This is a genomic window from Lysinibacillus sp. NPDC086135 (assembly GCF_044746345.1).
In the GTDB taxonomy this organism is placed as follows: domain Bacteria; phylum Bacillota; class Bacilli; order Bacillales_A; family Planococcaceae; genus Lysinibacillus.
Genome location: NZ_JBIVCA010000004.1, coordinates 1 through 25,916, shown reverse-complemented (window position 1 = coordinate 25,916; position 25,916 = coordinate 1). Strand labels below are relative to the sequence as shown.

26 protein-coding genes and 1 pseudogene are annotated in these 25,916 nt (G+C 37.8%); 8 read left to right on the top strand and 19 right to left on the bottom strand.

What is annotated here, in order from left to right; all coding sequences use genetic code 11:
• Positions 1-319 precede the first annotated feature (319 nt).
• From ACIPKN_RS07015 to ACIPKN_RS06960, 12 genes and pseudogenes are all read right to left on the bottom strand, one after another.
• Positions 320-490, bottom strand: a complete 171-nt coding sequence (locus tag ACIPKN_RS07015) for a DUF2197 domain-containing protein (RefSeq protein WP_400934561.1) — start codon at positions 488-490, stop codon at positions 320-322.
• Positions 487-1,698 carry an MFS transporter gene (locus ACIPKN_RS07010; protein WP_400934560.1) on the bottom strand — a complete coding sequence of 404 codons (1,212 nt, stop codon included), beginning with the start codon at positions 1,696-1,698 and terminating at the stop codon, positions 487-489. Before ACIPKN_RS07010 ends, ACIPKN_RS07015 begins: the two co-directional genes overlap by 4 nt.
• A gap of 424 nt (positions 1,699-2,122) precedes the next feature.
• Positions 2,123-2,713, bottom strand: coding sequence for a 3-isopropylmalate dehydratase small subunit (gene leuD / locus ACIPKN_RS07005; protein ID WP_400934558.1), 591 nt, complete (start codon positions 2,711-2,713; stop codon positions 2,123-2,125).
• 30 nt (positions 2,714-2,743) lie between these two features.
• Entirely contained in the window at positions 2,744-4,153 is a 1,410-nt protein-coding gene (leuC, locus tag ACIPKN_RS07000) for a 3-isopropylmalate dehydratase large subunit (RefSeq protein WP_400934557.1), read from the bottom strand.
• Between the two features lie 17 nt (positions 4,154-4,170).
• The gene (leuB, locus tag ACIPKN_RS06995) at positions 4,171-5,271 is read right to left on the bottom strand and encodes a 3-isopropylmalate dehydrogenase (RefSeq protein ID WP_400934555.1); all 1,101 of its coding nucleotides are present in this window, start codon (positions 5,269-5,271) and stop codon (positions 4,171-4,173) included.
• A 170-nt stretch (positions 5,272-5,441) separates the two neighbouring features.
• A pseudogene (locus tag ACIPKN_RS06990) lies at positions 5,442-6,190 on the bottom strand (alpha-isopropylmalate synthase regulatory domain-containing protein).
• The gene (ilvC, locus tag ACIPKN_RS06985) at positions 6,171-7,205 is read right to left on the bottom strand and encodes a ketol-acid reductoisomerase (protein ID WP_400934553.1); all 1,035 of its coding nucleotides are present in this window, start codon (positions 7,203-7,205) and stop codon (positions 6,171-6,173) included. Before ilvC ends, ACIPKN_RS06990 begins: the two are co-directional and overlap by 20 nt.
• A gap of 98 nt (positions 7,206-7,303) precedes the next feature.
• On the bottom strand, positions 7,304-7,819 hold the full coding sequence (gene ilvN / locus ACIPKN_RS06980; RefSeq protein ID WP_049664470.1) for an acetolactate synthase small subunit: 516 nt from the start codon (positions 7,817-7,819) through the stop codon (positions 7,304-7,306).
• Entirely contained in the window at positions 7,816-9,582 is a 1,767-nt protein-coding gene (gene ilvB / locus ACIPKN_RS06975; RefSeq protein ID WP_400934551.1) for a biosynthetic-type acetolactate synthase large subunit, read from the bottom strand. Before ilvB ends, ilvN begins: the two co-directional genes overlap by 4 nt.
• 463 nt (positions 9,583-10,045) lie before the next feature.
• A complete protein-coding gene (gene ilvD / locus ACIPKN_RS06970) occupies positions 10,046-11,716 on the bottom strand; it encodes a dihydroxy-acid dehydratase (RefSeq protein ID WP_400934549.1) in 1,671 nt (556 codons plus the stop codon).
• 355 nt (positions 11,717-12,071) lie between these two features.
• Positions 12,072-13,394: a D-arabinono-1,4-lactone oxidase gene (locus tag ACIPKN_RS06965; protein ID WP_400934548.1), complete on the bottom strand. Its 1,323-nt coding sequence runs from the start codon at positions 13,392-13,394 to the stop codon at positions 12,072-12,074.
• Complete coding sequence (locus ACIPKN_RS06960) at positions 13,382-14,557, bottom strand: amino acid deaminase/aldolase (protein ID WP_400934546.1); 1,176 nt, start codon at positions 14,555-14,557, stop codon at positions 13,382-13,384. The genes ACIPKN_RS06965 and ACIPKN_RS06960 overlap by 13 nt, the downstream gene beginning before the upstream one ends.
• 413 nt (positions 14,558-14,970) lie before the next feature.
• Between ACIPKN_RS06960 and ACIPKN_RS06955 the strand changes: the two genes are divergently transcribed.
• Both ACIPKN_RS06955 and ACIPKN_RS06950 read left to right on the top strand, forming a co-directional pair.
• A complete protein-coding gene (locus ACIPKN_RS06955; RefSeq protein WP_142507033.1) occupies positions 14,971-15,516 on the top strand; it encodes a cysteine hydrolase family protein in 546 nt (181 codons plus the stop codon).
• 195 nt (positions 15,517-15,711) lie between these two features.
• The gene (locus tag ACIPKN_RS06950; protein WP_142507034.1) at positions 15,712-15,969 is read left to right on the top strand and encodes a GlsB/YeaQ/YmgE family stress response membrane protein; all 258 of its coding nucleotides are present in this window, start codon (positions 15,712-15,714) and stop codon (positions 15,967-15,969) included.
• Between the two features lie 362 nt (positions 15,970-16,331).
• On the opposite strand, the gene ACIPKN_RS06945 is transcribed toward ACIPKN_RS06950, so the two are convergent.
• Positions 16,332-17,027 carry a lytic transglycosylase domain-containing protein gene (locus ACIPKN_RS06945; protein ID WP_400934544.1) on the bottom strand — a complete coding sequence of 232 codons (696 nt, stop codon included), beginning with the start codon at positions 17,025-17,027 and terminating at the stop codon, positions 16,332-16,334.
• A 168-nt stretch (positions 17,028-17,195) separates the two neighbouring features.
• Here ACIPKN_RS06945 and mscL point away from each other — a divergent pair, with 168 nt between their 5' ends.
• Positions 17,196-17,585 carry a large conductance mechanosensitive channel protein MscL gene (gene mscL, locus ACIPKN_RS06940; RefSeq protein ID WP_400934543.1) on the top strand — a complete coding sequence of 130 codons (390 nt, stop codon included), beginning with the start codon at positions 17,196-17,198 and terminating at the stop codon, positions 17,583-17,585.
• A 106-nt stretch (positions 17,586-17,691) separates the two neighbouring features.
• On the opposite strand, the gene ACIPKN_RS06935 is transcribed toward mscL, so the two are convergent.
• On the bottom strand, positions 17,692-18,240 hold the full coding sequence (locus tag ACIPKN_RS06935; RefSeq protein WP_400934542.1) for a Rossmann-fold NAD(P)-binding domain-containing protein: 549 nt from the start codon (positions 18,238-18,240) through the stop codon (positions 17,692-17,694).
• 185 nt (positions 18,241-18,425) lie between these two features.
• On the opposite strand from ACIPKN_RS06935, the gene ACIPKN_RS06930 reads away from it, so the two are divergent.
• Positions 18,426-19,559, top strand: a complete 1,134-nt coding sequence (locus tag ACIPKN_RS06930; RefSeq protein WP_400934541.1) for a methionine biosynthesis PLP-dependent protein — start codon at positions 18,426-18,428, stop codon at positions 19,557-19,559.
• Positions 19,543-20,709, top strand: coding sequence for an aminotransferase class I/II-fold pyridoxal phosphate-dependent enzyme (locus tag ACIPKN_RS06925; protein ID WP_400934539.1), 1,167 nt, complete (start codon positions 19,543-19,545; stop codon positions 20,707-20,709). Before ACIPKN_RS06930 ends, ACIPKN_RS06925 begins: the two co-directional genes overlap by 17 nt.
• A gap of 81 nt (positions 20,710-20,790) precedes the next feature.
• On the opposite strand, the gene ACIPKN_RS06920 is transcribed toward ACIPKN_RS06925, so the two are convergent.
• The gene (locus ACIPKN_RS06920) at positions 20,791-21,219 is read right to left on the bottom strand and encodes an NUDIX hydrolase (RefSeq protein ID WP_400934538.1); all 429 of its coding nucleotides are present in this window, start codon (positions 21,217-21,219) and stop codon (positions 20,791-20,793) included.
• 90 nt (positions 21,220-21,309) lie between these two features.
• Between ACIPKN_RS06920 and ACIPKN_RS06915 the strand changes: the two genes are divergently transcribed.
• Positions 21,310-21,774, top strand: coding sequence for a GNAT family N-acetyltransferase (locus ACIPKN_RS06915; protein ID WP_400935043.1), 465 nt, complete (start codon positions 21,310-21,312; stop codon positions 21,772-21,774).
• Positions 21,775-21,819: 45 nt separating this feature from the next.
• Here ACIPKN_RS06915 and ACIPKN_RS06910 read toward each other — a convergent pair whose 3' ends face one another.
• From ACIPKN_RS06910 to ACIPKN_RS06895, 4 genes are all read right to left on the bottom strand, one after another.
• Positions 21,820-21,990, bottom strand: coding sequence for a hypothetical protein (locus ACIPKN_RS06910; protein ID WP_400934537.1), 171 nt, complete (start codon positions 21,988-21,990; stop codon positions 21,820-21,822).
• 172 nt (positions 21,991-22,162) lie between these two features.
• Positions 22,163-22,678 (bottom strand): GNAT family N-acetyltransferase, encoded by a 516-nt coding sequence (locus tag ACIPKN_RS06905; RefSeq protein ID WP_400934536.1) that lies wholly within the window; start codon positions 22,676-22,678, stop codon positions 22,163-22,165.
• 569 nt (positions 22,679-23,247) lie between these two features.
• Positions 23,248-23,400 carry a YpzG family protein gene (locus tag ACIPKN_RS06900; RefSeq protein ID WP_082172689.1) on the bottom strand — a complete coding sequence of 51 codons (153 nt, stop codon included), beginning with the start codon at positions 23,398-23,400 and terminating at the stop codon, positions 23,248-23,250.
• A gap of 90 nt (positions 23,401-23,490) precedes the next feature.
• Positions 23,491-23,787, bottom strand: a complete 297-nt coding sequence (locus tag ACIPKN_RS06895) for a DNA polymerase beta superfamily protein (protein ID WP_400934535.1) — start codon at positions 23,785-23,787, stop codon at positions 23,491-23,493.
• Positions 23,788-24,486: 699 nt separating this feature from the next.
• Here ACIPKN_RS06895 and ACIPKN_RS06890 point away from each other — a divergent pair.
• Together ACIPKN_RS06890 and ACIPKN_RS06885 are read left to right on the top strand one after the other, a co-directional pair.
• Complete coding sequence (locus ACIPKN_RS06890) at positions 24,487-25,086, top strand: hypothetical protein (protein WP_400934533.1); 600 nt, start codon at positions 24,487-24,489, stop codon at positions 25,084-25,086.
• A 12-nt stretch (positions 25,087-25,098) separates the two neighbouring features.
• Positions 25,099-25,701: a hypothetical protein gene (locus ACIPKN_RS06885; protein WP_400934531.1), complete on the top strand. Its 603-nt coding sequence runs from the start codon at positions 25,099-25,101 to the stop codon at positions 25,699-25,701.
• The last annotated feature ends 215 nt before the right edge of the window (positions 25,702-25,916 follow it).

Genomic DNA, 25,916 nt, shown 5'->3' with positions numbered 1-25,916 from the left:
ACTCCTTTCCGATTTCCGTGACATCCGCCGGAGGCTTTGGGCCAACTGATGTTTTTTTGTGCGAAAGCGCAGTGCAACGTAGCGGCAGCGACAGGATGGTTTTTGTGCGAAAGCGCAGTGCAACGTAGCGGCAGCGACAGGATGTTGGTTCTCAGTCATTGCCACAGGACGTGGCGTTCTTCGACTGAGTTCCTCTATTTCAGCGGACGTTTGGACTCTCACTAAAAAGTAATTTAAATCGCATTCATCTCACCACCTATAAAGGTGGGAGACTTCTGTACCTGTCGCTTTCGGTATAATAACCACTTGCTAAAAGAGGTTAAAGTTTTCCCAATAAACCTTTCCTTGCCTCTAATTCAATTTTCCTATCACAATCTACACAGGAAAACTTCCCGTCCATATTTTCTTTATATAGTTTATATTTCCTTGTGCCTTCTACAACTTCAAATATTTTCTTACAAAAAATACAATGAACCTTATAGCTAATCATGATACTTCCTCCTTTAACCCAATGTAGTTTTTCGGGGAATATAGTACAAAATATAATGAGAGCGACAATAAAATACTTATAATACCGAAAATAATTGCCGTCATTTGAAGTGTAAATAATTCTGCAAACAGACCTAATAATAAGGTAAAGGAAATTTGTAAAATATTTTGAAATATATTAGAAAAACTACCGAATCTCCCCATCATTTCAGGCGGTACATTTTGCTGATAGAATGTTTCATAACCCGTATTACAAAATGCCATAAAAAAGCCTAGAAAAACTAAACTTACAAATGCCAAAACACTCGATGTTGAAGCATAAAAAGCTGTGTAAAATAGCATTGTCAGAATCAAACCAAAAGCTATATATGATCGTGTGGAGGATTTTTTGGCGAAGCTTGCAGCAACCATTCCACCTAAAATTGCTCCGGCTCCTGCACTACTCACAAAGACTCCATATAAGCTATCGGATAAAGCCAAATCTTGCTTTATAAATGTTGTTTCCTGAGAATCAAGCGCAAATGCAATCATTAATGTACTTTGAAACAGTAAATAAATCGTTATAAATAATGAATTTTGTCGAATGAAAGCTATCACCGCTAGATAGTCACTTTTTAGTATTTGCCAAGTAATACGTTGCAGTGAAGTTTCCTTCACATCATCTACATCAGGTAATATGTATATGATTAAAGCACAAACAAAAAATGTAAAGCTGTTTAACCAAATCGTAATTGTTGTATTAAAAAGCATAATGAGGAGTCCTGCAAGTGCTGGACCTACTAAAAACGAGCCTGAATTGAACGTGCCAAGTATTGCATTGAATCGTTGTCTATCTTCTGAGGGAACTAGCTTTGTAATATAATATGTACTACTCGGTCCAAAGAAACTACTCGCTATATTCGCTAAAAATAACAGCATATAGATGAGCCAAATAGATTCCATAAACGGCATACAAAAAACTATGAAACCTCGTATAATATCAGTTGCAATCATCAACTTGCGTTTATTCATACGATCAATGAAAGAGCCAGCTACCAAACTTGTTAAAAGTCTTGCTATTGGTCCGACAATAAAGATTCCAGCCATCGCTGCCGGCGATTGCGTTAAATGCCATATTAATAAATTTAGCGCAACAAGGTAAATCCAGTTCCCTAAATTAGAAAAACCTAAGCCTCCAATTAATAAGCTGTATTTTCGAAGGATTTTCATTTATAGTTCCCCCCTTTTTTACTTCTCACAAAAGCTTTTCTTGTAAATGTTTAACTGACTCAACACCAAACGTTAGTTAATTTCCGTTCCAACTTATATACACGAGATACGTTTTTTCATTGCTAACTTATAGTGTCGTGACAATAAACTGGGTAGCATTCCATTTATTCCCCATAACTCTATTTATATATTATCAAAATATTACTTCAATTTGTTGCGTTTATTTAAAATAAACATTCAAATAACTAAAGTCGCTTTTTATTAGAATTATAAAATGTAGCAAGGAATAATCATTTACCAATCTATGAGTTCTTCCTGCTCCCTGAGCAGTTTCCCCTTCACTCAAAGCAACCCTTCTTTAAGCAACAAAAAAACTGAAGACAACAAATTTGTCTTCAGTCAAAAGGTAAGCCCTCAATCTATTTTAAAATACAACACGTTCTGCTTCGTAAGCAGCAATATGTTCTTCGTATTTGAAGGTTAGCGCAATTTCATCCAAACCATTCAGCAATGTTTCTTTATAGTAAGGATCGATGCTAAATTTATAAATTACACCGTCTTCACCCGTTACTGTTTGTGCTTCGAGATTGACTTCCATCGTGTATGGATTTTCTAAGCCTTTAGCTAAAATTTCATCACACTCTGCTGCAGTTAGTTTGATGGGTAAGATCCCATTTTTGAAGCAGTTATTATGGAAAATATCTGCGAATGATGGTGCAATTACTACATTGAAGCCATAGTCTAAGATAGCCCATGGTGCATGTTCACGAGATGATCCACAGCCGAAGTTATCTTGAGCTACTAAAATTTTAGAGTTTTTATATTCGGGTTTGTTTAATACAAAGTCCTTAATTTCATTGCCCTCTCCATCAAAGCGCCAATGGTAAAATAAATACTGACCAAAACCTGTACGCTCAATACGCTTTAAAAACTCTTTTGAAATAATTTGGTCTGTATCGACATTTTTACGATCGAGTGGTGTTATTACACTATTTACGATATTAATTGGTTCCATTTGCAATCATCCCTTCCGTGTAAATGGCATTTACACAGTTTCCTTTACGAATTCACGTACATCCACAAAGTGACCAGCAATTGCTGCAGCTGCTGCCATTGGAGGTGATACTAAGTGTGTACGAGAACCAGCTCCTTGGCGTCCTTCAAAGTTACGATTTGATGTTGATGCACAGCGTTCACCCGCTGGTACTACATCATCATTCATTGCCAGACACATTGAGCAACCTGTCTCACGCCATTCAAAGCCAGCATCTGTAAAGATTTTATCTAATCCTTCTGCTTCTGCTTGTTTTTTCGTCGAATAGGAGCCTGGCACAACGAGCGCTGTTACATTTTCATGTACTTTACGCCCTTCGATGACATTTGCAGCTGCACGTAAATCACTGATGCGTGAGTTTGTGCAAGAACCGATAAATACGTGTTGAATATCGATTGAAGTTAATGGTTGACCTTCCTCTAAGCCCATGTAGGCAAGTGCTTTGCGAAGAGCAACTTTATCTGACTCATCCTCATACTCTGACTGTGTTGGTACATTACTTGAAACACCTGAACCCATTGACGGATTCGTTCCCCAAGTTATGATTGGCTCAATTTCTTCTGCTTGTATAATACGAACTGTATCATATGTTGCATCTTCATCGGACGCTAAGCTTACCCAATAATCTGCTACTTCCTCAAACTTGTCTCCTTGTGGTGCATGTTTGCGACCACGAATATAGTCAACAGTCGTTTGGTCAGGAGAAATTAGTCCTGCCTTTGCACCCGCTTCAATTGACATATTACAAATTGTCATCCGTTCTTCCATAGAAAGCTTATGGATAGCCTCTCCAGTGAATTCCACAATATGTCCTGTGCCGACACCGATACCGAATTTCGAAATAATCGCTAAAATTATATCTTTGGCAGCTACACCTACCGGAAGCTCACCTTCTACACGAATTTCCATTGTTTTCGGCTTGTTTTGCCATAGAGTTTGTGTTGACAATACATGTTCTACCTCAGATGTTCCAATACCGAAAGCAATCGCTCCGAACGCACCATGTGTAGACGTATGGGAGTCACCACAGACAATCGTTTTACCAGGCTGCGTTAAACCTAGCTCTGGTCCAATCACGTGAACAATCCCTTGGTCAGGATGCCCCATTCCTGCAAGTTCAACGCCAAATTCTTCAGCATTTTTAGCTAACGTTTCGATTTGGTTACGTGCAATCGAATCATGAATCGTTGGTAGATTTTTTGTAGGTACGTTATGATCCATTGTTGCAAAGCTTAAATCTGGGCGACGTACTTGACGTCCGTTCAATCGTAGACCTTCAAAGGCTTGTGGAGAAGTTACTTCATGAATTAAATGGAGATCAATATATAACAGGTCCGGTTTGCCCTCTTCCTGATAAACGACATGTTTATCCCAAATCTTTTCAATTATATTTTTGCCCATTATCTTCACCTATTTCTTTAAATGTATGTTGTCATAATGCTTTCTGAAACAAAGCTTGTATCTATCTCGTTAATGACTTTATCTGTCCATTCATTCGTCGATAGTATACGACTACCATCACGTGCAAGATCTGCTGTGAAATAGCCATCATCAAATACTGCACTTACAGCACGTTCGATTTCTGAAGCCTCTTCTTTTAAGCCAAATGAATATTGTAGCATCATGGCAACTGAAAGAATGGTTGCGGCAGGGTTCGCTACACCTTGACCTGCAATTTCTGGTGCTGAGCCATGTACTGGTTCATATAGACCAAAATTATCTCCGCGAATAGAAGCAGATGGTAGAACGCCTAAAGAGCCTGTAATAACAGATGCTTCATCACTTAAAATATCTCCAAACATATTTTCAGTAACGACCACATCATAATAACTAGGATTTGTAATTAATTTCATAGCAACTGAGTCTACTAAATTGTGCTCTACTTGCACATCTGGATACTCTTTTTTCTTCGCTTCTACAACTTCGCGCCATAAACGACTTGTTTCAAGTACATTCGCTTTATCAACAGAGCATAATTTGCCTCCACGTAAACGTGCTAATTCAAAGGCATTTTCAACGATACGTTCAACTTCAGCAGTTGAGTAAACAGTTGTATCTATCGCGCCATTCTCAGTACGCATACGTGGTTCCCCGAAGTATACGCCGCCTGTTAATTCACGTACAATCATTAAATCGACGTTTTCGGCTACTTCACGCTTTAATGGTGAAGCATCTAGTAAACTCGGGAACGCCTTTACTGGACGTAGATTTGCGAATAAGTCGAAATGTTTGCGAATGCGTAATAATCCTTTTTCTGGACGTAATTCCGGTGGATTATTATCCCACTTCGGACCACCAACGGCTCCTAGTATAACTGCGTCACTATTTTCACACATCTCAATTGTTTCATCTGGTAGTGGATTATTGTGTTGGTCGATGGCAGCGCCTCCGATTGTTGCATAACTTAAATGGAATGTATGGTTGAATCGCTTACCAATCACCTGCAATACACGTACAGCAGAAGCAACAACCTCTGGCCCTATTCCGTCACCAGGAAGTACTGTAATTTTTTTCTCCATCGTCAAAACACCTTTCTTTGTATAGCGTTGAACTACGCTATTTTAGTAAGACTCTCACCTATATTTATAGGTGAGGTCATCAATATTACGACTACACGTAATCGGAATCATTGCGTTTGGATGTGAATGATGTTGACTCTATTCACTACTATTAAAATTGCTGACATTGATTAACTTACAGATTGTGTACGAAGGCTTGCTTGGATTAAATGACGGTTGATGGCATTTAAATAAGCTTTTGCCGATGCTTCTAAAACATCTTGTGATGAATTTCGTCCGGTTGTTGACATACCATCATATCGAATATTAATCACAGCTTCGCCTAATGCATCTCGTCCTTTACCAACCGACTTAACTCGATAATCAACCACATGAATATCTCCTTGAACAAGTTGCTCAAGTGTATTGAAAATAGCTTCTACCGAGCCCGAACCCGTTGCCACAACTGTCTTTTCTAAACCTTCTGATGTTAAAAACAATCGCTGTTGCTGTTGGTATATTTTCTGTACCATATTGTACCTGTACCATCTTTAATTCGTAGAGTGGAACATCTTCTATTTGAACTTGTTCCTCAGTAAGAAGCGTTCGTGTATTCCATATGAATTGGGGAAGTTGCTAGGAAAATATGAATGTGTGGTTGTTCGGCCACTTGAATCGCTTCCCACGTTGTGCCGATGTCTTTTTGTACACAACGAGCTAAGCCTGTTACGATAGAGTGTTTCACTGTTTCTGCAATACGATTTACCGCCTCAAAGTCACCTGGTGACGAAGCAGGAAAACCTGCTTCAATAATTGTCACTCCTAGGCGCTCCAGTTGCTTGGCGATTTCAATCTTCTCTGCTGTGTTTAGATTAATACCAGCAGATTGTTCGCCGTCGCGAAGTGTTGTATCGAAAATATCAATTTTTCGTACTTGCAGCCACTTCTCTTACGACCTTTTCTTTACCTTCGTTGATGAATGGCATCATAGCACGTAATTTAGCACCAACTTCTTCGATTTGGTGGTTTGCACCAGCTTCTTTGAATTTTGTATATTCTGGACGACCGTTTTCATTTTCTTGAATCCAACGGCGAGCGAATGTACCATCTTGGATATCCGTTAATACATCTTTCATACGAGCTTTAACTGAGTCATCGATAATGCGCGGGCCTGCAACATAGTCGCCCCACTCTGCTGTATCTGATACTGAGTAACGCATTGTTGCCATACCACCCTCAAACATAAGGTCAACAATTAATTTTAGTTCGTGAAGTGTTTCAAAGTATGCTAGCTCTGGCTGGTAGCCTGCTTCTACTAAAGTTTCAAATCCTGCTCTAACTAATTGTGTAGCACCGCCACAAAGTACAGCTTGCTCACCGAATAAATCAGTTTCAGTTTCTTCTTTGAATGTTGTTTCAAGTAAACCGCCACGAGCTGCACCGATTCCTTTACCGTATGCAAGAGCTAAATCTTTTGCTTGACCAGTTGCATCTTGATGAATTGCGAATAAACCTGGTACACCAGCACCTTCTTGGAATTGACGACGAACTAAGTGTCCTGGACCTTTCGGAGCAACTAAGAATACGTCTACATCTGCTGGTGGTGTAATTTGACCGAAATGAATGTTAAAGCCGTGTGCAAACATAAGTGCTTTACCCGCTTCAAGATGTGGAGCAATTTCAGCCTCATATACCGCTTTTTGGCGCTCATCTGGAAGTAAAATCTGGATAACATCTGCTTCTTGCGCTGCTTCCGCAACAGTCTTTACATCTATTCCATCCGCTTTTGCTGCATCGAATGATCCGCCTGGACGAACTCCTACAACTACATCGAATCCTGATTCTTTAAGGTTTAATGCATGTGCATGACCTTGTGAACCATAACCGATGATTGCGATTTTCTTTCCTTTTAATACTTCCTCGTTGATGTTTTGTTCATAGTACATAGTAGCCATTGTTTTTTCCTCCTAATTTTGGGTTTGTTTTTTTCAACCTCAGATGCAAGTAAGCCAACAAGGGCTATGCATCCAAAGCTGTGAATTTTATATGCAAACTATTTTAAAATAGAGAGCTGCGTATTTGAGATTTTTTGTGTTTCACGAACAGATGCAGTAGCCCCTGTACGCGTTAATTCTTTAATACCATAAGGTCGAATTAGTTCAATAAAGGCATCAATCTTATCTGGATCGCCTACTACTTGATATGTGACAACGTTTTTCGCAGTATCAATAATTTGAGGACGGAATGGTTCCACTATTGAATTCATTTCTAGTCGTAAGTTTGGTGGTGAAATTACCTTCACAAGCGCTAACTCGCGTAGCACGATTGATTTATCTGTAATATCATTGACCTTTAATACATCAATTTGCTTCGATAATTGCTTCACTAGCTGTTCAATTTTACGCTCATCCTCAACGTTTACAACAAAAGTCATTTTCGAAAAGTTTGGTTGCTCTGTATGACCAACTGTGATTGATTCAATATTAAATTGACGCTTCATAAGTAAGCCTGTTACACGATTTAACACACCGCTTTGGTTAATCACTGTTACTGTAATTACTCGTTTCAATTCTTTTTCACCCCAATCATTTCATGTAGGCCTTTGCCTGGTGCTACCATTGGGTAAACACATTGGCTCTGTTTTACACGACAATCAATTAATACTGGCTCATCGGAAAGTAGTGCCTCACGGAAAATACTTTCCGCTTCATCGATTGTGTTTATTCGGTAGCCTTTAAGACCATATGCATCCGCTAATTTAACAAAATCTGGTTGGATCGGCATTAATGAAGATGAATAACGCTCCTCATAAAATGTTTCTTGCCATTGGCGTACCATTCCTAGACAGCTATTATTTAAAATCACTACTTTTACCGGTAAGTTGAATTCTTGTAGTATGGAAAGCTCTTGCGCAGTCATTTGGAATCCTGCATCACCTACAATGGAAACAACTTTTTTGTCTGGCTTCGCAAACTGGGCGCCAATTGCAGCTGGGAAGCCGAAGCCCATCGTACCAAGTCCACCAGACGTTACCCATCCGTGATCATTGTTTAAGCGATAATATTGTGCAGCCCACATTTGATGCTGGCCAACATCTGTAGTAACAATTGCGTCACCTTCTGTAATTTTATGCACAAGCTCTAGTGCTTCCTGCGGTAAAATCTCTTTGTCCCCTGGCTCCTTGCTGTACCATAATGGATATTCATTTGCATGGTTATTTAAGTACGCTAGCCATTCAGTTGTATCAGGACCATCAAAGTCTTTTTTCAATAATGCTTTTAATGCTTCTTTGGCATCTGCAACGATTGGAATATCTGTCGGCACGTTTTTTCCAATTTCCGCTGGATCAATATCGATGTGTATAATTGTTGCATTTGGAGCAAATGTTGCTAAATTACCAGTTAAACGGTCATCAAAGCGAGCTCCGATATTCAACAGTAAATCTGATTTTGTAATAGCTGTGTTCGCTGTTGCAGTTCCATGCATTCCTGCCATACCTATGAATAATTCATGCTCTCCATGAATTGAACCCAGTCCTAATAGAGTGTTTGCTACTGGAATTCGATATTTTTCAGCGAATGCTGTTAACTCTTCTTTAGCATCTGCAAAGAGGACACCAGCTCCAGCTAAAATGATTGGATTTTTGGCCAGTGAAATCGCCTGAATGGCCTTTTGAACTTGTAAATAATTCGGTTTGTATGTTGGTTGATAACCCGGTAAATAGATTTCATCAGGAGCCTGTGGTGGATTCTCCACATCAAATAACATTTGAGAAACGTTTTTCGGGAAATCCACTACAACAGGACCCTTCCGACCAGTGCTGGCAATATGGAAAGCCTCTTTAACAATACGCGGGATATCATTGACATCCTGTACCTGATAATTGTGTTTCGTAATGGGTGTCGTAATTCCCATAATGTCCGCTTCTTGGAAAGCATCTGTACCAATCACAGATGTTGAAACTTGACCTGTGAATACGACTAATGGGATGGAATCAATCATTGCATCAGCAATACCAGTTACTAGGTTTGTTGCCCCAGGACCGCTTGTCGCAATAACAACACCTGTTTTATTTGAAACACGCGCATAACCTTCCGCTGCATGGATTGCACCTTGTTCATGTCTAGTTAAAATATGACGAATCGGATTTTTATACATTGCATCATAGATTGGTAGTACCGCTCCACCTGGGTAACCAAAAACAATTTCAACACCTTGTTCATGCAGTGCTTGCACTAATACGTCAGCACCATCTTTCGCTTGATAGGTTTGTTCAGCTTTTGCCGTTGTTGCTAATTCTTCTTTCTCATTGATAGAAACATTCGTACTCATCAAATATGCCTCCTTCTTATCATTCAATTTCACATCAGTAATGTGCATCATTGAAGTATTACAAACTGGCTATCTCCTTGAAAAGAGATGACAGACTCTTTTAACGTCCTAAAAAAAATAAAAAGCCTTTTTCTCCACACGCAAAGAATTACCTTACGTAGGGATGAAAAAGACTTTCCATGGTACCACCCTTTTTTATAGCAAATAATTGCTACCTCGTGAATAAATATCAGCATTTATGCACCAATGCGAGATCATTCGCATCCAATACGGTGTCATAAATTATTTATTCATTAATAACGAGCACTTTCGATTATGCCCGGAGCTATCTAATGGCGAACACGCGTTTAATAGCTCACTCAGAGGGGATGTCGGATCTAGTTGTATTGCCGGCTTCCAGCACGACCGGCTCTCTGGTAATACAAGGCTCTAGAACCTTTAACCTCATCAACGCTTTATCTTTTTAAATTTTCATAACGCCACCTGTAGAGGCGCTTGTTACTAATTTTGAATATCTTGCTAGCCAACCGCGCTTAATTTTCGGTTCAAATTCCGGTAGTTTTGTACGACGTTCAGCTAATATTTCATCTGAAACTTCTAAATTAATAGTACGATTTGGTAGATCAATCGTAATAATGTCACCGTTCTCTACTAAAGCGATTGGACCGCCTTCTGCTGCCTCTGGTGAAATATGTCCGATTGAAATACCACGAGATGCACCTGAGAAACGTCCATCTGTGATTAACGCAACTTTTGTGCCAAGACCACGACCTTGAATCGCAGACGTTGGTGCAAGCATTTCAGGCATCCCTGGGCCACCTTTTGGTCCTTCATAGCGAATGACGACTACATGGCCCTCTTTAACTGTCCCGTTATCGATATTTTCTTGTGCGGCTTCTTGTGAATCAAAGACGATTGCTTCGCCTCTGAATACTTTAATAGAAGGGTCTACAGCTCCTACTTTAATAACAGAACCATCTGGCGCAATATTACCAAATAACACTGATAAACCACCAACTGGGCTATATGGATTGTCTTTCGTACGAATAACTTCAGCATTTGTAATATGATAATCTTTTACAAGCTCACCCATTGTTACACCTGCAACTGTTGGTCGATCTGGGTGAATGGCACCTGGGATAGATGCTAATTCATTAATAATGGCACTAACGCCACCTGCTTTATTAATATCATCCATTGAAATATCTGAAGCAGGCATGATTTTCGCTAGATATGGCACACGTTCTGCCACTTTATTAATATCTTCAATGTTATAATCGACTTCAGCTTCATTGGCGATTGCTAGTGTATGAAGGACTGTATTTGTCGACCCCCCCATCGCCATATCAAGTGCAAATGCATCATCAATTGCTTCTTTAGTAATAATGTCGCGGGGTTTGATGTCCTCTTTAATCATACGGACTAATTGTTTAGCAGCTTCTTTAATAAGCTTATGGCGCTCTTCAGAAGTAGCTACGATTGTTCCATTACCTGGTAAAGCTACCCCTAGCATTTCCATTAAGCAGTTCATAGAGTTTGCAGTAAACATTCCTGAACATGAACCACATGTTGGGCATGCATTGTTTTCAATATCTAACAGCTCTTCAGCTGACATTTTGCCTGATTTATGAGCCCCTACACCTTCAAAAACGGATGTTAATGACAATTGCTTGCCAGTAACAGATGTTCCTGCCTCCATTGGACCACCAGATACGAAAATGGACGGTACATTAGTACGAACTGCTGCCATTAACATTCCCGGTGTGATTTTGTCACAGTTAGGAATATAAAATACGCCATCGAACCAGTGTGCATTAATAACAGTTTCAGCAGAATCTGCGATAATTTCACGACTCGGTAAAGAATAACGCATACCAATGTGCCCCATTGCAATACCATCATCTACACCGATTGTATTAAATTCGAATGGAATACCACCCGCTTCAATGATGGCCTCTTTGACAACATCAGCAAATGTACGTAAATGAACGTGACCTGGTATAATGTCGATATATGAATTACAAACACCAATAAATGGCTTACCTAAATCTTTCGCTTTTACTTTGCCTGTTGCATATAAAAGACTTCGATGCGGCGCACGATCTACGCCTACTTTAATCATGTCACTTCTCATGTTAAACGCCCCTCATTTATTGCTATGTTCGTTGCTATATACGAAATGTTCTGTCTATTCCATTTTTGCGTATATGTTAATCTCTTAGGAGATTACTAACTGCTGTAACGAACGTGTTAAATTGTTGTAATCATAGTACGAAAAAAAGGTCTAGTCAACAGTATTTTTAGAATTGTTTGAACAATTTAAATAATACATAAAATTTGAAATCGTTTTCATGCTGATTAAGTGTCATTTTTATCTCGCTCCGAAGAATATTTTGACATTTTGTTCAAATTTTATTTTTTTAAATAATCTATCAATAATGTTGCCAAATCCTCCAAACGTGGTTGGATGCTTTTTAACGAGATAGCGCTTATAAAGTAAATAATTTTCTTAAGTACCCTGTCAAAAACACATGATCAGGATCATATTGTCTTTGAATGGCTAAAAATTTCTCGATATCTGGGTATAGCTCGTAGACATATTTAGCAGTTAAATGACTTAGCTTGCCCCAATGCGGTCGTCCTTTATATTTCTTCATCATCATATGGACCCATTCAAAATAAGGATCTTCCTGCATTCCTTTATACATATGAAAGGCAATAAACGCTGATTCTTGTCCTTGGGTAGGACTTAAAAAACCAGCTTCCCCTGCCGTTGTCCGACATTCTACCGGAAAATGCACATTAAAAATCCCACTTTTAAAGGTTGCGTGGATCTCTTCTATACATGCTCCAAATTGTGCTAACGGAATAGCATATTCACTTTCTTGGAACTTAACGCTACGTGGAGACGGATAAATTTCATAGCTTATCCCCGTTTTCTCCCCCTCCACAACATTGGCTGCTGCTAATTTACTCATAGCGCCACTTAACGCAGGCTTCCATTTACAAAGTTCAGACATAGCAAAAAAAGCACCGTTCTCTACTATTTGAAGCTTCAATGTTTCGATTCTCTTATTCCAATTACTCTGATAAACAGGCGCTATAGCGTTCATGCGCTTCACTTGAATGGTTTCGCTACCCGGGAAATAAAACCACTCAACATGTCGATGCTGTCGAATATCTTCAGCAAACATCGCCAGCCCATTTGCTAAAGTATCCCTTGTGCTCACATAATGTAAGCTATAAAGGGGTATCACCTTGATCGTTACTTTCACAAACACACCAAGCATACCAAGTGAAACATGCAAAGCTTCTGATAAATCATCCATTCCTCTCGTATGCTCCCTATAAGTACCTGTACCATCTACAAACCCCCATCTTGTTACAGCTGAGGATAACGAACTGAGTGTTACACCTGTTCCATGGGTACCCGTTGACACTGCTCCTGCAATCGTTTGCTCTTGAATATCCCCCATATTGATAAGGGCAAATCCATGCTTCGCAAGCAATGGGCCTATTTCATATAAATACGTTCCAGCCCAAAGTGTCGCCTCTTGCTTCTCCTCATTTACAGCTATGAGCCCACGCATATTATGTAAAGAAAGTGCTATATGTTCAGGCATCGCAACAGCGCTAAAGGAGTGAGCTGCACCTGTGACACGAATCGTTTTTCCTAATTCACGTGCATGCTTCACGATATTTGTAACCTCTTCAATAGAGCGAGGCAAGTACATTTCAGATGGATAAGAAATGACATTACCAGCCCAGTTTGTCCACTTCTCACCATTTTTCCACTTATCTATAGAAAACATTGTCCATCCCCCCTATAGGTTGTATAAGTTCCTACATACTTGTCTCCTCTAATTCCATGTAGTTCTTGAAATCTTTCACAAAGTTCACCAGCCTTCGCATGTCGAAAATAAAGCGTGTCTCCTATATTAACTGTTTTACGCTTTACTTTAACGGGTGTTTGAACTTCTCCTGCTCCTTCTAGACTAAGATATGAAAAAAAGGTCGGCTCATAGAATACCGGTAAACGATCAGCACTAATTGTCCCAGACGCCGTATAACCTCCACCATGACAAACAACAATATTTCTTTCTGGCTTTCTTGTTACACTTAAAGCAAATCCAGCTGCCTTTTCCAGCTGTAGATGCGTGAATTGATCAAACAAAGCTGGAGCATAAAATGCAGAGCCAACCGTAATTTCTGTTATTTCCTTCTGTTGTGCCGTGTATGCCATACTCCCTGAACCACCACCATTCACAAAGTGCAAGCTTGGAAAATACGCTTTTATATGCGCAATTGCTAATCTACGAAACTGGGTAACTTGCTTTTTAGCTTGCAATTGCATTACTTCAATAAATTTCCCTTTAACAGCATTGACTGGACGATTACCGACTCCTGCAATTTGAGCCTCATAGCCCATCGCTCCAACCACCTTAATAAATTCTTGATTTTTAATATAGTCGAGGAATGGTGTAAGTGACTCAAGTGAATGAAGCGAAGAGCGTTTTGTACCAAAATAAAGCAACTTAAAATCGTTAGATACATTAATATCAATACATACTTGCACGCGGACACCTAGCTCTTGCCCTAGCTCCGCCAAAAATCTGACATGTTCCCGCTTATCCACCATAAAGGTGACCATTTTTCCCGCTTTTACGAAAAGTAATAACTGACGAACAGCAGCTACCTCCATCACCGGATATCCTATTAATAAATTATCAAAATGCTGTTGCAGTAAAAATATTGTTTCTGCCGCTGTAAACGTCATAAATCCCGTCACATTGAGTAGATTCTTTTGTAAATAACGTAATATCTCCACAGAACGAACTGATTTCGTAGCGATACGTATTTTTTTCTGTCCACAAGCATTGTGTACAGTTGAAACATTGTGATCCAATGCATCAAAATCCAACCAAGCAAATGGACGTTCTAGTTCATGAAACGCGTGATTAAATCTAGTGGTCATGCTATCATTCCTTTATTTGTACTTTGTCTTTAATATTCATGTTAAAAATTATATTAAAACAATAAAAAACAACCGTGGACATAAAATCAAATTTGCCTTCACGGTTGTTTTAATAATGGACAAGCATTTAACTCACCTTTCTATTATGTTAAGAGATTACGAGGAAAATATGAAATCCGCTGCTAAATTTAACAATACTAGCAGATGTATGCCTGCAATCAGTAATCCTTGGCGATTTAAACGTTTCATAGCTGTCATATTCATATAGACCACTCTCCTTTTTTCACATTATACTCTCAGAAAAATTAATTTTCAAACTATTCGTAATATTAAATAAGAATCATTTTTCTGACAAACAGGCCCAAATATGGCATGATAAAAGTGAAATTATACCTATAGGGAGAGTGAAAAGGTTGAAAAAGGCTTTATTAGTCATTGATTATACGTATGATTTTGTCGCTTCTGATGGAAAACTAACTTGTGGAGAGCCCGGTCAAGCATTAGATAAAAAAATTTCATCCTTAATTCAAAAATTTATGACTGAAAACGAATTTGTCGTTTTTGCGAATGATTTACATGAGGAAGATGATCCGTTCCATCCTGAAACAAAGCTATTTCCCCCTCATAATATTCGCGGCACTAAAGGACGTCATTTATTTGGGCAAGTTGGCGAAATTTATAAGCTTCACAAGGATAAAGTTTTGTGGCTCGATAAAACTCGTTATAGCGCTTTTGCCGGAACCAATTTATCGATTTTATTGAATGAGCGAGGAATCAAAGAAATTCATTTAGTTGGCGTTTGTACTGATATTTGTATTTTACATACAGCAGTTGATGCTTATAATTTGGGCATTTCAACAGTTGTTTATGCAGATGGTGTTGCAAGTTTTGATGCTGCAGGTCATGAATGGGCATTACGTCATTTTGAACATACATTAGGCGCAACAGTTGTTAAGTAATTCATTTTCGCCTTCCATCTTCAGAAACGGGAATCTTCTGTACGTGCTGCTACGGTCAAAAAAAACAATGCTGAATGACAAACATTATCGTGAATTTGTAATAATTACTAACGAAGCGAGACGCGGTTAATTTACTTCATTCAGGGCATAACTAAACAATCGCCATTATATCTTAATTTTAAGGAGATGAAAAAAATGATTAGCTTCATTTGGTATTTAATCATCGGCGGAGTATTAGGTTGGTTAGCTGGCGTAATTTTAGGTAAAGATGTACCTGGCGGCATCATCGGAAATATTGTTGCAGGGGTTGTCGGTTCTTGGATCGGTAGTATGGTTCTTGGCAACTGGGGTTGGCGAGTTAGTAACTTTTACGTATTCCCAGCATTAATCGGTGCGGTCGTTCTGATCTTCATCGTAAGCATTATTCTAAAAAGTATGCGTAAAGCAACCTAAATATGTAATAAAGAGCCATCATTTTTGATGGCTCTTTACATATATTATTGAAAATAAAATGATCAAGGAATTTATATGAGTTTGTTGAGTCCTAATATCCATTATCGAATTCCCCTTTTATAACAACAAATGATTTAAGTTACATAACAGCTGATGTGGTTGATTGTGAGGCAGGGCTACTCCTTGGCGATTAGCAATAGAGGAACAAAGCCTAAAACCATCACATCCTGTGATAACACCTTCGTGACCAACAAAGACCATCAAGCATCGCGAGTGAAGTGGTTCATCGGACGCCCCCAGGGAAGTGCCATGTAGGAACGGAAATTACCGCCCATATTTTGCTAAATCGTAATAGAGATATTTTACTTTTCTTTATAAACGACTGCTTCCTTTAGCTCGTCATGATAGTCATTATACAAATTGAAATAATGTAACACCTTTTTTACATACTCATCACTATGATTGTACTTAAAAACAGCTTGCTTTATATGACCATCTGCTGCACCATTTTCCGATAAATAATTCGCAGCACTAAATATAGCGTCCTCAATATCATAAGGATCTGCTATGCCGTCTCCATTAGCATCTACGCCATACCCACCATATTTTTTAATGGTTTCTGGATTTATTAATTCAGCCTTCGATATGTCCCCTTTTCCTAGCCCCGAGCAGGAAGGATGTTGCCAGCCGACAAAAGTACAAGGCATAAATTGCATCGGTCCTTCTGCCCCAGCTGGTGAAACAAGCGACTTCATTGAGGAAAATCGTGTTTCAATTCGATGATGGGCAGCAAGTAAAGTCCAAGGTACGCCGTACTTTTCTTCTGCTGCTACATAGATCGGAATATATTGCTCTGGAATGTTCATATCGAAATTTTGTTGAATTTCTTCTAGTGCTTTTTCCCGTGCTAATTTTTCAAATATAGGTAATGTTTGTAGCTCCCTCCATGCAAAAAAAGCGAAAACACAAACAGTTATCGCTATTGGTATTAATAAAGCTATCATGCCCAATTGAGCGGAAGGCGATAGCATTGGTTTTTTCTTCTTTTTTTTAGTCATATGTCACACCTAATCTTTTATTCTATTTCTATATTACCAAAATTTTTGATTATATAGCAGATTTTTCGGTATATAATTACCACTACTTTAATAGTTGAAAAGGGAGGGGAAAATATAGTAAAATATAATTCGATTATTTTATATGGATAATAATAGGAGGAATTGATTTTGTGGAAAGACTTTAAAGAATTTGCTATGAAAGGTAATATTGTCGATCTAGCAGTAGCAGTTGTAATTGGTGGTGCTTTCGGTAAAATTGTTACCTCTTTAGTTGAAAATATCATTATGCCATTAGTCGGTATCTTAACTGGTGGTATTGATTTAACAGAAAGTTTTAAGTATGGCTCAGGTAACGCTCAAGTAAATTTAGGCGTATTTTTACAGTCAATTCTTGACTTTTTAATAATCGCATTTGCAATTTTCATGGCATTACGAATTATGACTAAGCTATCTCGTAAAAAAGAAGAGGCTGTTGTGGAAGAACCAGCACCAGAATTAGATGCTAAAGAAGAGCTTCTAAAAGAAATTAGAGATTTATTAAAAAAAGAACACGCTTAAATTGAAATCAATTATGCCTCGGCATTTCAGCAGGCTGCAAGAAGTTGAAAAGAATCTGTCTAATTACCTCGACTTATACCGAGGTAATAGGCAGATTCTTTTTTCTTTAAGGTCGTAAATTCCATGGTTCAAAAACGCCTACATGTTTTTCCGGTACTTCTTGTTCTATTGCATCGATAATTCCTTGGGCAATTTCACTATTTGTTAGCCATCTTGAAGAGTTGTTGTCTTCAATGATAAACCCAAGTTTCACCACTCTATAAGTTATATTAGAAGGGATATTATTTTTTGTACGTTCATTATTTACGTAAGAGCTACTCCCTTTAATATGGTATAAAATCACATTCTTCGTGTTAGGAATTGCTCGAAAAAGCGACTCCCAGACTCTTGTATCAGAGCCATGAATCCAAGCAATAACACAATCAAACGAACCATGTGTTTCTTGAGACCCCATTAACGCCGTTTTAAAGCTATTATAGTTCGTATAATCAACTATTAACGGTGACAATTTCGAAGAATAGTTAGCTTCATTTATCAAACTTTGCATTTTCTTTTGTTGTCTCCCGATAACGGTTACATGATTTCCTTGCTGTATAAGCCATAAAGAAACATCCTTTAGCATTCCTGTTCCGCCTATTACTAACCAATGTTTCATCGTTTCTTCCTCCCTCTCACATTTCCTACTATCCCTAGATGATTTAATATAAACAATCTCGCTAATTTTCTGAAATTATCTTGTTCTTCTTTAGTATACATGTTAAATTGGTAACAATTATTGAGATTATGGGGAAAAGAAGTAATAGATTCCCCTTTTATTCTGATGAAGAAAAGAGTGACGACATGACAAACAGCAGAAGTATTGAAACAAAACTTGTACAACTTGGGAATTTAAGTGATCCTAGAACTGGCGCTGTCAGCCCACCTATCCATTTATCGACAGCTTATAAACATACAGGTATCGGTGAATCCACTGGTTTTGATTATACACGTACAAAAAATCCAACTCGTGCTCTATTAGAAGCAGGAATTGCCGATTTAGAGGGCGGAGATGCGGGCTTTGCCTGTAGCTCTGGGATGGCAGCTATTCAATTAGTTCTATCCTTGTTTAAGCCTGGTGATGAATTAGTGGTGCCTGATGATTTATATGGTGGTACATATCGACTTTTTAATTTCTTTGAAGACACATACAATATTAAGCCTGTCTACTCAAAATTTGAATCAGTTGAACAGGTAGAAGCATTAATCAACGACAATACGCGTGCTCTATTTATAGAAACGCCAACAAATCCGCTTATGCAGGAATTTGATTTGCAAGTATATGCAGAATTAGCTCACAAGCATGGGGCTTGGTTAATTGTCGACAATACGTTTTACACACCATATTTCCAACGTCCAATCGAACTAGGTGCAGACATTGTCATTCATTCGGCTACTAAATATATTGGCGGACATAATGATGTGTTAGCTGGTTTAGTTGTCGCAAAAGGTACTGAATTAGCCGAACGTATTGGCTTTATTCATAATGGTAGCGGTATGGTTTTAGGTGCAATGGATTCCTGGTTACTTATTCGCGGATTAAAAACGATGCATCTTCGATTAAAGCAGCACGATGCGAACGCCAAAGCAATTGCCTCATATTTAGAGGAAGAAGAGCTTGTAACAGACGTGCTATACACAGGAAAAGGTGGCATGCTTTCATTCCGCTTGGCAAAGGCAGAGTGGATTGACCCATTCCTTCGAAACTTGAAGCTAATTACTTTTGCTGAAAGCCTTGGCGGTGTTGAAAGCTTTATTACATATCCAGCTACTCAAACACATGCGGACATGCCTTATGAGGAGCGTATTGAACGTGGAGTATGTGACCGATTACTACGATTTTCTGTTGGAGTTGAAGAGGCTGAAGATTTAATTACGGATTTAAAACAAGTATTCGGTACCCTTAGAAAAGAGGTTAAAAATGAAGCAGCATATTGAAACAAGTCTAATTCACGCAGGTGTCCGTGACGGCTATGAAAATAAAAAAGGTGCAGTCAATGTCCCTATGTATGTTTCATCTACTTTCCATCAGGAGAGTATCGATGAATTCGGCGAATATGATTATGCACGTTCTGGCAACCCTACGCGGGATGCATTAGAAAAAGCAGTAGCTGAGCTAGAAGGCGGCGTACGTGCCCATGCATTTTCTTCTGGGATTGCTGCTGTATCTGCAGCATTAATGCTATTATCTCAGGGAGATCATATTGTCATTACGGAGGATGTATATGGAGGAACATACCGCTTCGTCTCCAAGGTTTTACCACGCTTTGGTATTTCTCATACTTTCGTTGATTTCACAGATTTAACAGCAGTAGAAGCAGCCATTACACCAGCTACAAAGCTACTCTATATGGAAACACCGTCAAATCCAACACTTGGCATCACTGATATTCGCGGAGTCGTAGCACTTGCCAAGCAGTATAATTGCTTAACATTTTTAGACAATACGTTTATGACACCTTTACACCAACGTCCACTTGAGCTAGCTGTCGATGTTGTTATTCATAGTGCGACAAAGTTTTTATCTGGGCACTCTGATATTATCGCGGGATTGACAGTAACAGCTGACGAGAAGCTTGGTCAGGATCTGTACTTTATCCAAAATTCATTTGGCAATATATTAGGTGTACAGGACTGCTTTACTCTATTGCAAAATATTAAAACAACCGATGTACGTTTTAGTCGTTCTGCTGAATCGGCACAAAAGATTGCAGAGTTTTTAGCTACAAATCCCCTTGTCGAGCAAGTATACTATCCGGGACTTGCATCACATCCTGGCTATGAGATTCATCATAGTCAATCCACGAGTGCAGGTGCAGTACTATCCTTCCGCCTACCAAGCTATGGAGCTGCAAAAGCGCTAGTAGAGGCGATGAAAATTCCAGTTTTTGCTGTCTCTCTTGGCGGTGTTGAATCGATTTTATCCTACCCTGCTAAAATGAGTCATGCAGCAATGGAGCCTGAGGAGCGCGCAAAACGTGGTATTACTGATGGACTTTTACGTTTCTCAGTAGGACTTGAGCATGTTGATGATCTAATCGCCGATTTCGCTCAAGCATTAGAGGTAGTTGTCGCAAAGGCTTTATAACCACAAAACAACCGCGTTTCCTATTTACGGAAACGCGGTTTTATTCATTAAATGTACCTTCTATATGTTTGTGCTTAACAATCAGTTGTTCACACGAGCTAACACTCTATATAAATAATCTCCATGTCCCTTCACCAAAGTTACTTCTTGTTCATTCGATATCCAGTAAAATGAAAATTCTAAGCCTGCTTCGTTTACACCTGTCGGACAATGCTTCCAAGAATCTCGTTCTTCATTTGTCGTTAAATGATAAAAATAGCGTTTTTGTAATAGCCCTGAATGATGATTAAAATAATCCTGGGCAATTAACCCCTTCACTTCTAAAAAGGATAAACCTGTCTCTTCAAACATCTCTCGTGTTACTGCCTCTAGCGACGTTTCCCCTTCCTCTACCGTGCCTTTAGGAATTTGAATTCCTGCTCCTTCTGTATTTTGCTCAAATACTAACACTTGTAACTGACCCTCATGCTCTCTCGTAATATAGCCAAATGCCTTTTCAACAACTTGCATGAAGTCATTCCCTTTCGCGTCATTTAATGTTACAATAAATAGAAAAATTGGAATTGTTGGTGAAAAGTATTGATATCAATTATACGGCATATGCAAAAGAATGACATCATTTCTGTACAAGAAATTGCCAAAAAGAGTTGGCATCAAACATACAAGGGAATTATCCCAATTGAGATTCAAGATTGTTTTTTACAAGCTGCTTATAGTAGTGATCAATTACTAAGTCGTTTAGAAAAAAGTCTATTTTTAGTTGCTATACTTGAAGAATCAATAGTAGGCTTTGCAAATTTTTCAAATGTTGTAGATGGTGAAGCAGAACTTTACTCCATATATTTACTTCCAGAAACTCAGGGCAAAGGAATTGGTACAACCCTATTACAGGAAGGGATCAAAATGCTTCCAGATTTAACATCACTATTAGTTTGTGTAGAAAAGGAAAACACGAAGGGCATGAACTATTATCAAGCGAAGGGCTTCAAGAAATTGGAGGAGTTTGACGAGCTATTTGATGGTCATTTATTAAAAACAGTTAAACTAGGGTTAAATATAACTTAGTGTAACGGAGCTATAACTTACGCCGTTACACATTTTTTATGTCATCTATGAAAGATTGAATTGCTCTGATTGGATGACAAGTGCTGTTAACCCTGAATTACTTCCAGATTCATGTGCTTCACCTGTTTGCCAAAGAACACCTTCTCCAGTTTTTATAAATACTTGCTCTTGATCCTCACCGCAAACCCATCCTTCACTGTGGTACAGGCGCCTCATGCATCCCAACGACACCACTAGGCTCTATATACATGAAGCCAATATTTGTAGGCTACTCTGTTTTCATGATTTTCGTATAAAAAGCATCTATCGATTGATAATTATTAATTTTGGTTAGCCAATTCTTGTGTGAAATTATATTTTTTCAAGTAAGGATTCCCCTTCAAATTTTTTATACTATCTTGTACATTAAAATATCATCTATATATTTATTGTCTTGTAGCTTAATTTCATTTGTTTTTCTTCCTTCTTCAACAAATCCCATCTTTTTATAGAGCGCAATAGCCCTTTCGTTTGTTGAAAATACGCCAAGGCTAATTTTTTCGATATAAGGGTTGTTCTCTGCCCATTCTAGTAGCTTTTCAATTAAGCGTTTGCCAATCCCTAGACCACGATATTTATTAAGCACCATCATACCAAAGGTACCTGTATGTGCTAATCGTTTTCTTTGTGGCGATTGAAATACAAGCCACCCAACTATTTCCCCTTGATATTGTGCGATAAAAATTGTTTCTCGTTCATTTGTTATTTTCGCTTGTATCCATTCTCTTTGCTCATCAATCGTTCGCTGAAATTCATCTATTGTAGTGATTAAGTAAGTTTCTTCTGCTAAAACTTCTTTCTGGATTTCCAACAAAGCTTCAGCATCTTCTTGATAAGCAACCCTAATTTTGATATTTTCTGTCATTAATCCACTCTCCTTTTATACTTACGAAGTCTTCTTAGGTGATTCATTTTATATTTTGTTGAGTATGTAGCATCAAGTACTTGCTGATTCGCTCCGTTTAAACTATTGACAAGCTTTTCATTTGTTTGAATATACAGAATAATTATAACGATAACATTAAGTTCAATCTCTTCGTTAAATTAGCCTGCTGTTCCGCACGAATAGTCTGTTGTTCAACCAAAATTAATTTCCTTCCATCCTTGAAAATTGAAGCGATTTTTTGAGCAATCTCTTCTAGAATATCTTGCAGTTGAATTTGGTTATCGAATAACTTACATGCTTACGCCCCGATTGTTACAGCGTCCTGTTCTTTTTACTGTTTGAGAATTTACACCCTTAGTTTAAACATTCGTAGATTGGAGAAAATTAACCGTATTCGTATAGGACGTTATCTTCATAATAAAAATGACCCCCTCTTTATTTGTGTTAAAGACTATATATAAAATAATACTTGGATAAATTTACAATTTCAAGAAAATAAAAAACCCAGAATATTTTCTGGGCTTGATGACACTTACTTTTCTAGCTGATTAAAACTGACGGGCTTTTGCTTCACTTCTCAAGATACGGTTATGGAGGGTAATCTCCGTTTCACCATTTACTTGAGATTTTGAGCGTTTAATCCTTGACCAGTTACGGTGGATTTTCTGAGATTTTGGGTCTAATTGTTCGAACCTACTCATTTGCCATCCTCCTCATCAATATAGACTTCATAAGTGAAACCTTTTTTAGTATGACCTTACAATTAATAATTATTCAATTTTCCATCACCATTATCCCCAAACTTCTTGCAATGTCCTTCTAAATAACGCATCTAATTTTTGTGTAGGATCATCGACTTTAACATAAAGATTTTTACAGTATGTCTCAATATGCAGTATTTCTTTATCTAAATATTCATTGATACTGTCAATTCGCGGCTCCATATTTAGTTCATCACCTGCCATTTTTCTCTGTAAAAGTTGCTGTATTTCCGTTTTTAAAGGGCCCTCTGAAATTATTTCATTTAACAATTCCTGAAAATCAATTGGTGGAACCGTATTTTTTTGTTCGATCTTTGGGACTATCATTACAATCGCCATATCAATAGGTAACACGATGGCGCTCGGCTAAATTAGCTTTGATGTATTAAACAATTATGCAGCTACAACCTGCATAAACTGAGTGGTCTCCCTTCTTATATAAAACTATATTCATCGCTTCTTTTGTCTCTAGAATACGGTTCATCTTCATAGGTTCATTTCTATCTATTCTAATTTCACTACCTGTACTTCTTTCACTTTACTTACTTCGTTTCATATCTTCTTCATCAGCCTATAACTTCCTTGCTAAAATTTATTTGTTTATATTTCAATACTGCAAGATCATAACAGGTTTATTCTTTCTATTATCGTTTTTCATCCAAATTCCCCCTTCCACACATGCTATTCACTTATCCAAGTTCCCCTCCATAAACAACAAACGATGGTTCATTACCTACCGTTTCAAAATCTTAATTCTTTGTATAAAGAGATTCCAACCAAGTTCAGCACAATCTAGATCTACTTTATCCAAATATATTTAATAGATTAGGGTTTTTATTTATAGAAATGATGCTTTTTAACTTCTAATATTATAAATAATGTTAATTATTTGTACCAAAATGGTTTTATTCATAAAACGGTATTAAAGAACCCTTATATATTAAACTTTTCTGAAAATAGTATATTTTCAGAAAAGTTTAATATTTGAAATAGAAAAAAATAAGTCGAATTAAAAGGAGGATAATTATGAAAAGAGGAGTTTTTATTAGTTCTGTTGTTACTGTTCTTTTATTATTAACATTAAGCGTTAGTTCCGCGGATACTTGGAAAAATAACAGGTTAAACAAATATGATAGTAAACTATCCGCATATTATGACTCGAGTGTGGCGAATTTTGGATATATAGGCGCTTACGACGATGCTCGCGCGAAATGGGGAGGAATTTCTTCCGATGTAAGTATTTCTAAAACAACCTCAACTAGCAATAACCCTGACAAATATTACATCGGCACTACTTCTTCACCGACTTTATTAGGCATGATGATACCTTATAGTAAAACATCCACAGGTTATATTTATGAAGCTACAATTGATGAGGATTGGTTATACGGTACAGTTAGAATGTACTATGATAATATAGGGAAGTATAAAATGGGATATAGTGAAATTGTCTCTAATGCTGTTCACGAAATTGGACACTCGGTAAAATTAGCACACCCGGGTCAGGGAACATTAAGTAAAACGCCAGTCCCACCTGGTCAAGAGTCTGTTATGAATCAAGGTATTCAAAGTATCGGTCCACAATCATATGATAAGAAAGAGCTAATTAAGAAATGGGGAAATTAAGGAGGTTTTAGTATGTTGATCACTTTTTCAAAACGCGTCATCACACTAACAATTGTTACACTCATAATCTTATTATCTTTGTTATTAATAATGGGAAAGAAAAAAATGACTCCTGTGGTTCAAGTAGACGCAAACGAAATTACTTTTGAAACTCCTGATGAACTGGATGCTGCTGCAGATCTCATTATTATCGCATCTCCATCTGATGAGTTTTTGGACCGTGAACATAAGGTATCCTACTTTGATGACGGTACGATTCAAGACTATTATACTTTAACAGAAGTCCAAATTGATAAAGTTATTAAAGCACCTAGCGACTTTAATCTTTCAAACAATAATACTATCAGTATTATTGAACCCGTTGGAATTGTAGACCGAAGTGTAGGTAAGAGAAAGTTAGTAACCAATAATTATGAGGAACTCAAGGAAAAAAGTTCTTACATTTTGTTTTTAAAACAAAACTCAATGGGACAGTACGCAATAATTAATAACAATTTAGGGAAATTTAGCCTGGATAATACAGATTCTTTATATATTGGAGAAAAGAAATCATCAGAGGCTGAGAAATTTAAAAATGAAGTTCTCCAAAAATATTCTATCGACGAAACAAATTAAAAGTACACTTTCTTTTAAGAACCGTCAAAAGCACTAGATTCCATAAATTTATGGATAAATACCCCAATGATGAAAAAGCCCAGGCTCAAAATTGAACTGCCCCCCGTCAAGTAGACAGTTGAAATAATAAAAAATGTATTAAGCGGCTTGAGTCCTGAATTCTAACGGACTCAAGCCGTTTAATCGTTTCTGATAACGATAGTAATTATAAAAAT

What these genes read in the sequence shown, in the direction of transcription:
- leuB (WP_400934555.1), bottom strand. Translation starts at nt 5,271, where the DNA reads ATGGAGAAAAAAATTACAGTACTTCCTGGTGACGGAATAGGGCCAGAG.
- ACIPKN_RS06960 (WP_400934546.1), bottom strand. Translation starts at nt 14,557, where the DNA reads ATGACCACTAGATTTAATCACGCGTTTCATGAACTAGAACGTCCATTT.
- ilvD (WP_400934549.1), bottom strand. Translation starts at nt 11,716, where the DNA reads ATGAGAAGTGACATGATTAAAGTAGGCGTAGATCGTGCGCCGCATCGA.
- ACIPKN_RS06925 (WP_400934539.1), top strand. Translation starts at nt 19,543, where the DNA reads ATGAAGCAGCATATTGAAACAAGTCTAATTCACGCAGGTGTCCGTGAC.
- ACIPKN_RS07015 (WP_400934561.1), bottom strand. Translation starts at nt 490, where the DNA reads ATGATTAGCTATAAGGTTCATTGTATTTTTTGTAAGAAAATATTTGAA.
- ACIPKN_RS06950 (WP_142507034.1), top strand. Translation starts at nt 15,712, where the DNA reads ATGATTAGCTTCATTTGGTATTTAATCATCGGCGGAGTATTAGGTTGG.
- ACIPKN_RS06930 (WP_400934541.1), top strand. Translation starts at nt 18,426, where the DNA reads ATGACAAACAGCAGAAGTATTGAAACAAAACTTGTACAACTTGGGAAT.
- ACIPKN_RS06945 (WP_400934544.1), bottom strand. Translation starts at nt 17,027, where the DNA reads ATGACTAAAAAAAAGAAGAAAAAACCAATGCTATCGCCTTCCGCTCAA.
- ACIPKN_RS06935 (WP_400934542.1), bottom strand. Translation starts at nt 18,240, where the DNA reads ATGAAACATTGGTTAGTAATAGGCGGAACAGGAATGCTAAAGGATGTT.
- ilvC (WP_400934553.1), bottom strand. Translation starts at nt 7,205, where the DNA reads ATGGCTACTATGTACTATGAACAAAACATCAACGAGGAAGTATTAAAA.
- ACIPKN_RS06965 (WP_400934548.1), bottom strand. Translation starts at nt 13,394, where the DNA reads ATGTTTTCTATAGATAAGTGGAAAAATGGTGAGAAGTGGACAAACTGG.
- ACIPKN_RS06900 (WP_082172689.1), bottom strand. Translation starts at nt 23,400, where the DNA reads ATGAGTAGGTTCGAACAATTAGACCCAAAATCTCAGAAAATCCACCGT.
- ACIPKN_RS06890 (WP_400934533.1), top strand. Translation starts at nt 24,487, where the DNA reads ATGAAAAGAGGAGTTTTTATTAGTTCTGTTGTTACTGTTCTTTTATTA.
- ilvB (WP_400934551.1), bottom strand. Translation starts at nt 9,582, where the DNA reads ATGAGTACGAATGTTTCTATCAATGAGAAAGAAGAATTAGCAACAACG.
- ACIPKN_RS06905 (WP_400934536.1), bottom strand. Translation starts at nt 22,678, where the DNA reads ATGACAGAAAATATCAAAATTAGGGTTGCTTATCAAGAAGATGCTGAA.
- ACIPKN_RS06885 (WP_400934531.1), top strand. Translation starts at nt 25,099, where the DNA reads ATGTTGATCACTTTTTCAAAACGCGTCATCACACTAACAATTGTTACA.
- leuC (WP_400934557.1), bottom strand. Translation starts at nt 4,153, where the DNA reads ATGGGCAAAAATATAATTGAAAAGATTTGGGATAAACATGTCGTTTAT.
- leuD (WP_400934558.1), bottom strand. Translation starts at nt 2,713, where the DNA reads ATGGAACCAATTAATATCGTAAATAGTGTAATAACACCACTCGATCGT.
- ACIPKN_RS06920 (WP_400934538.1), bottom strand. Translation starts at nt 21,219, where the DNA reads ATGCAAGTTGTTGAAAAGGCATTTGGCTATATTACGAGAGAGCATGAG.
- ACIPKN_RS06895 (WP_400934535.1), bottom strand. Translation starts at nt 23,787, where the DNA reads ATGATAGTCCCAAAGATCGAACAAAAAAATACGGTTCCACCAATTGAT.
- ACIPKN_RS06915 (WP_400935043.1), top strand. Translation starts at nt 21,310, where the DNA reads ATGCAAAAGAATGACATCATTTCTGTACAAGAAATTGCCAAAAAGAGT.
- ACIPKN_RS07010 (WP_400934560.1), bottom strand. Translation starts at nt 1,698, where the DNA reads ATGAAAATCCTTCGAAAATACAGCTTATTAATTGGAGGCTTAGGTTTT.
- ACIPKN_RS06910 (WP_400934537.1), bottom strand. Translation starts at nt 21,990, where the DNA reads ATGAGGCGCCTGTACCACAGTGAAGGATGGGTTTGCGGTGAGGATCAA.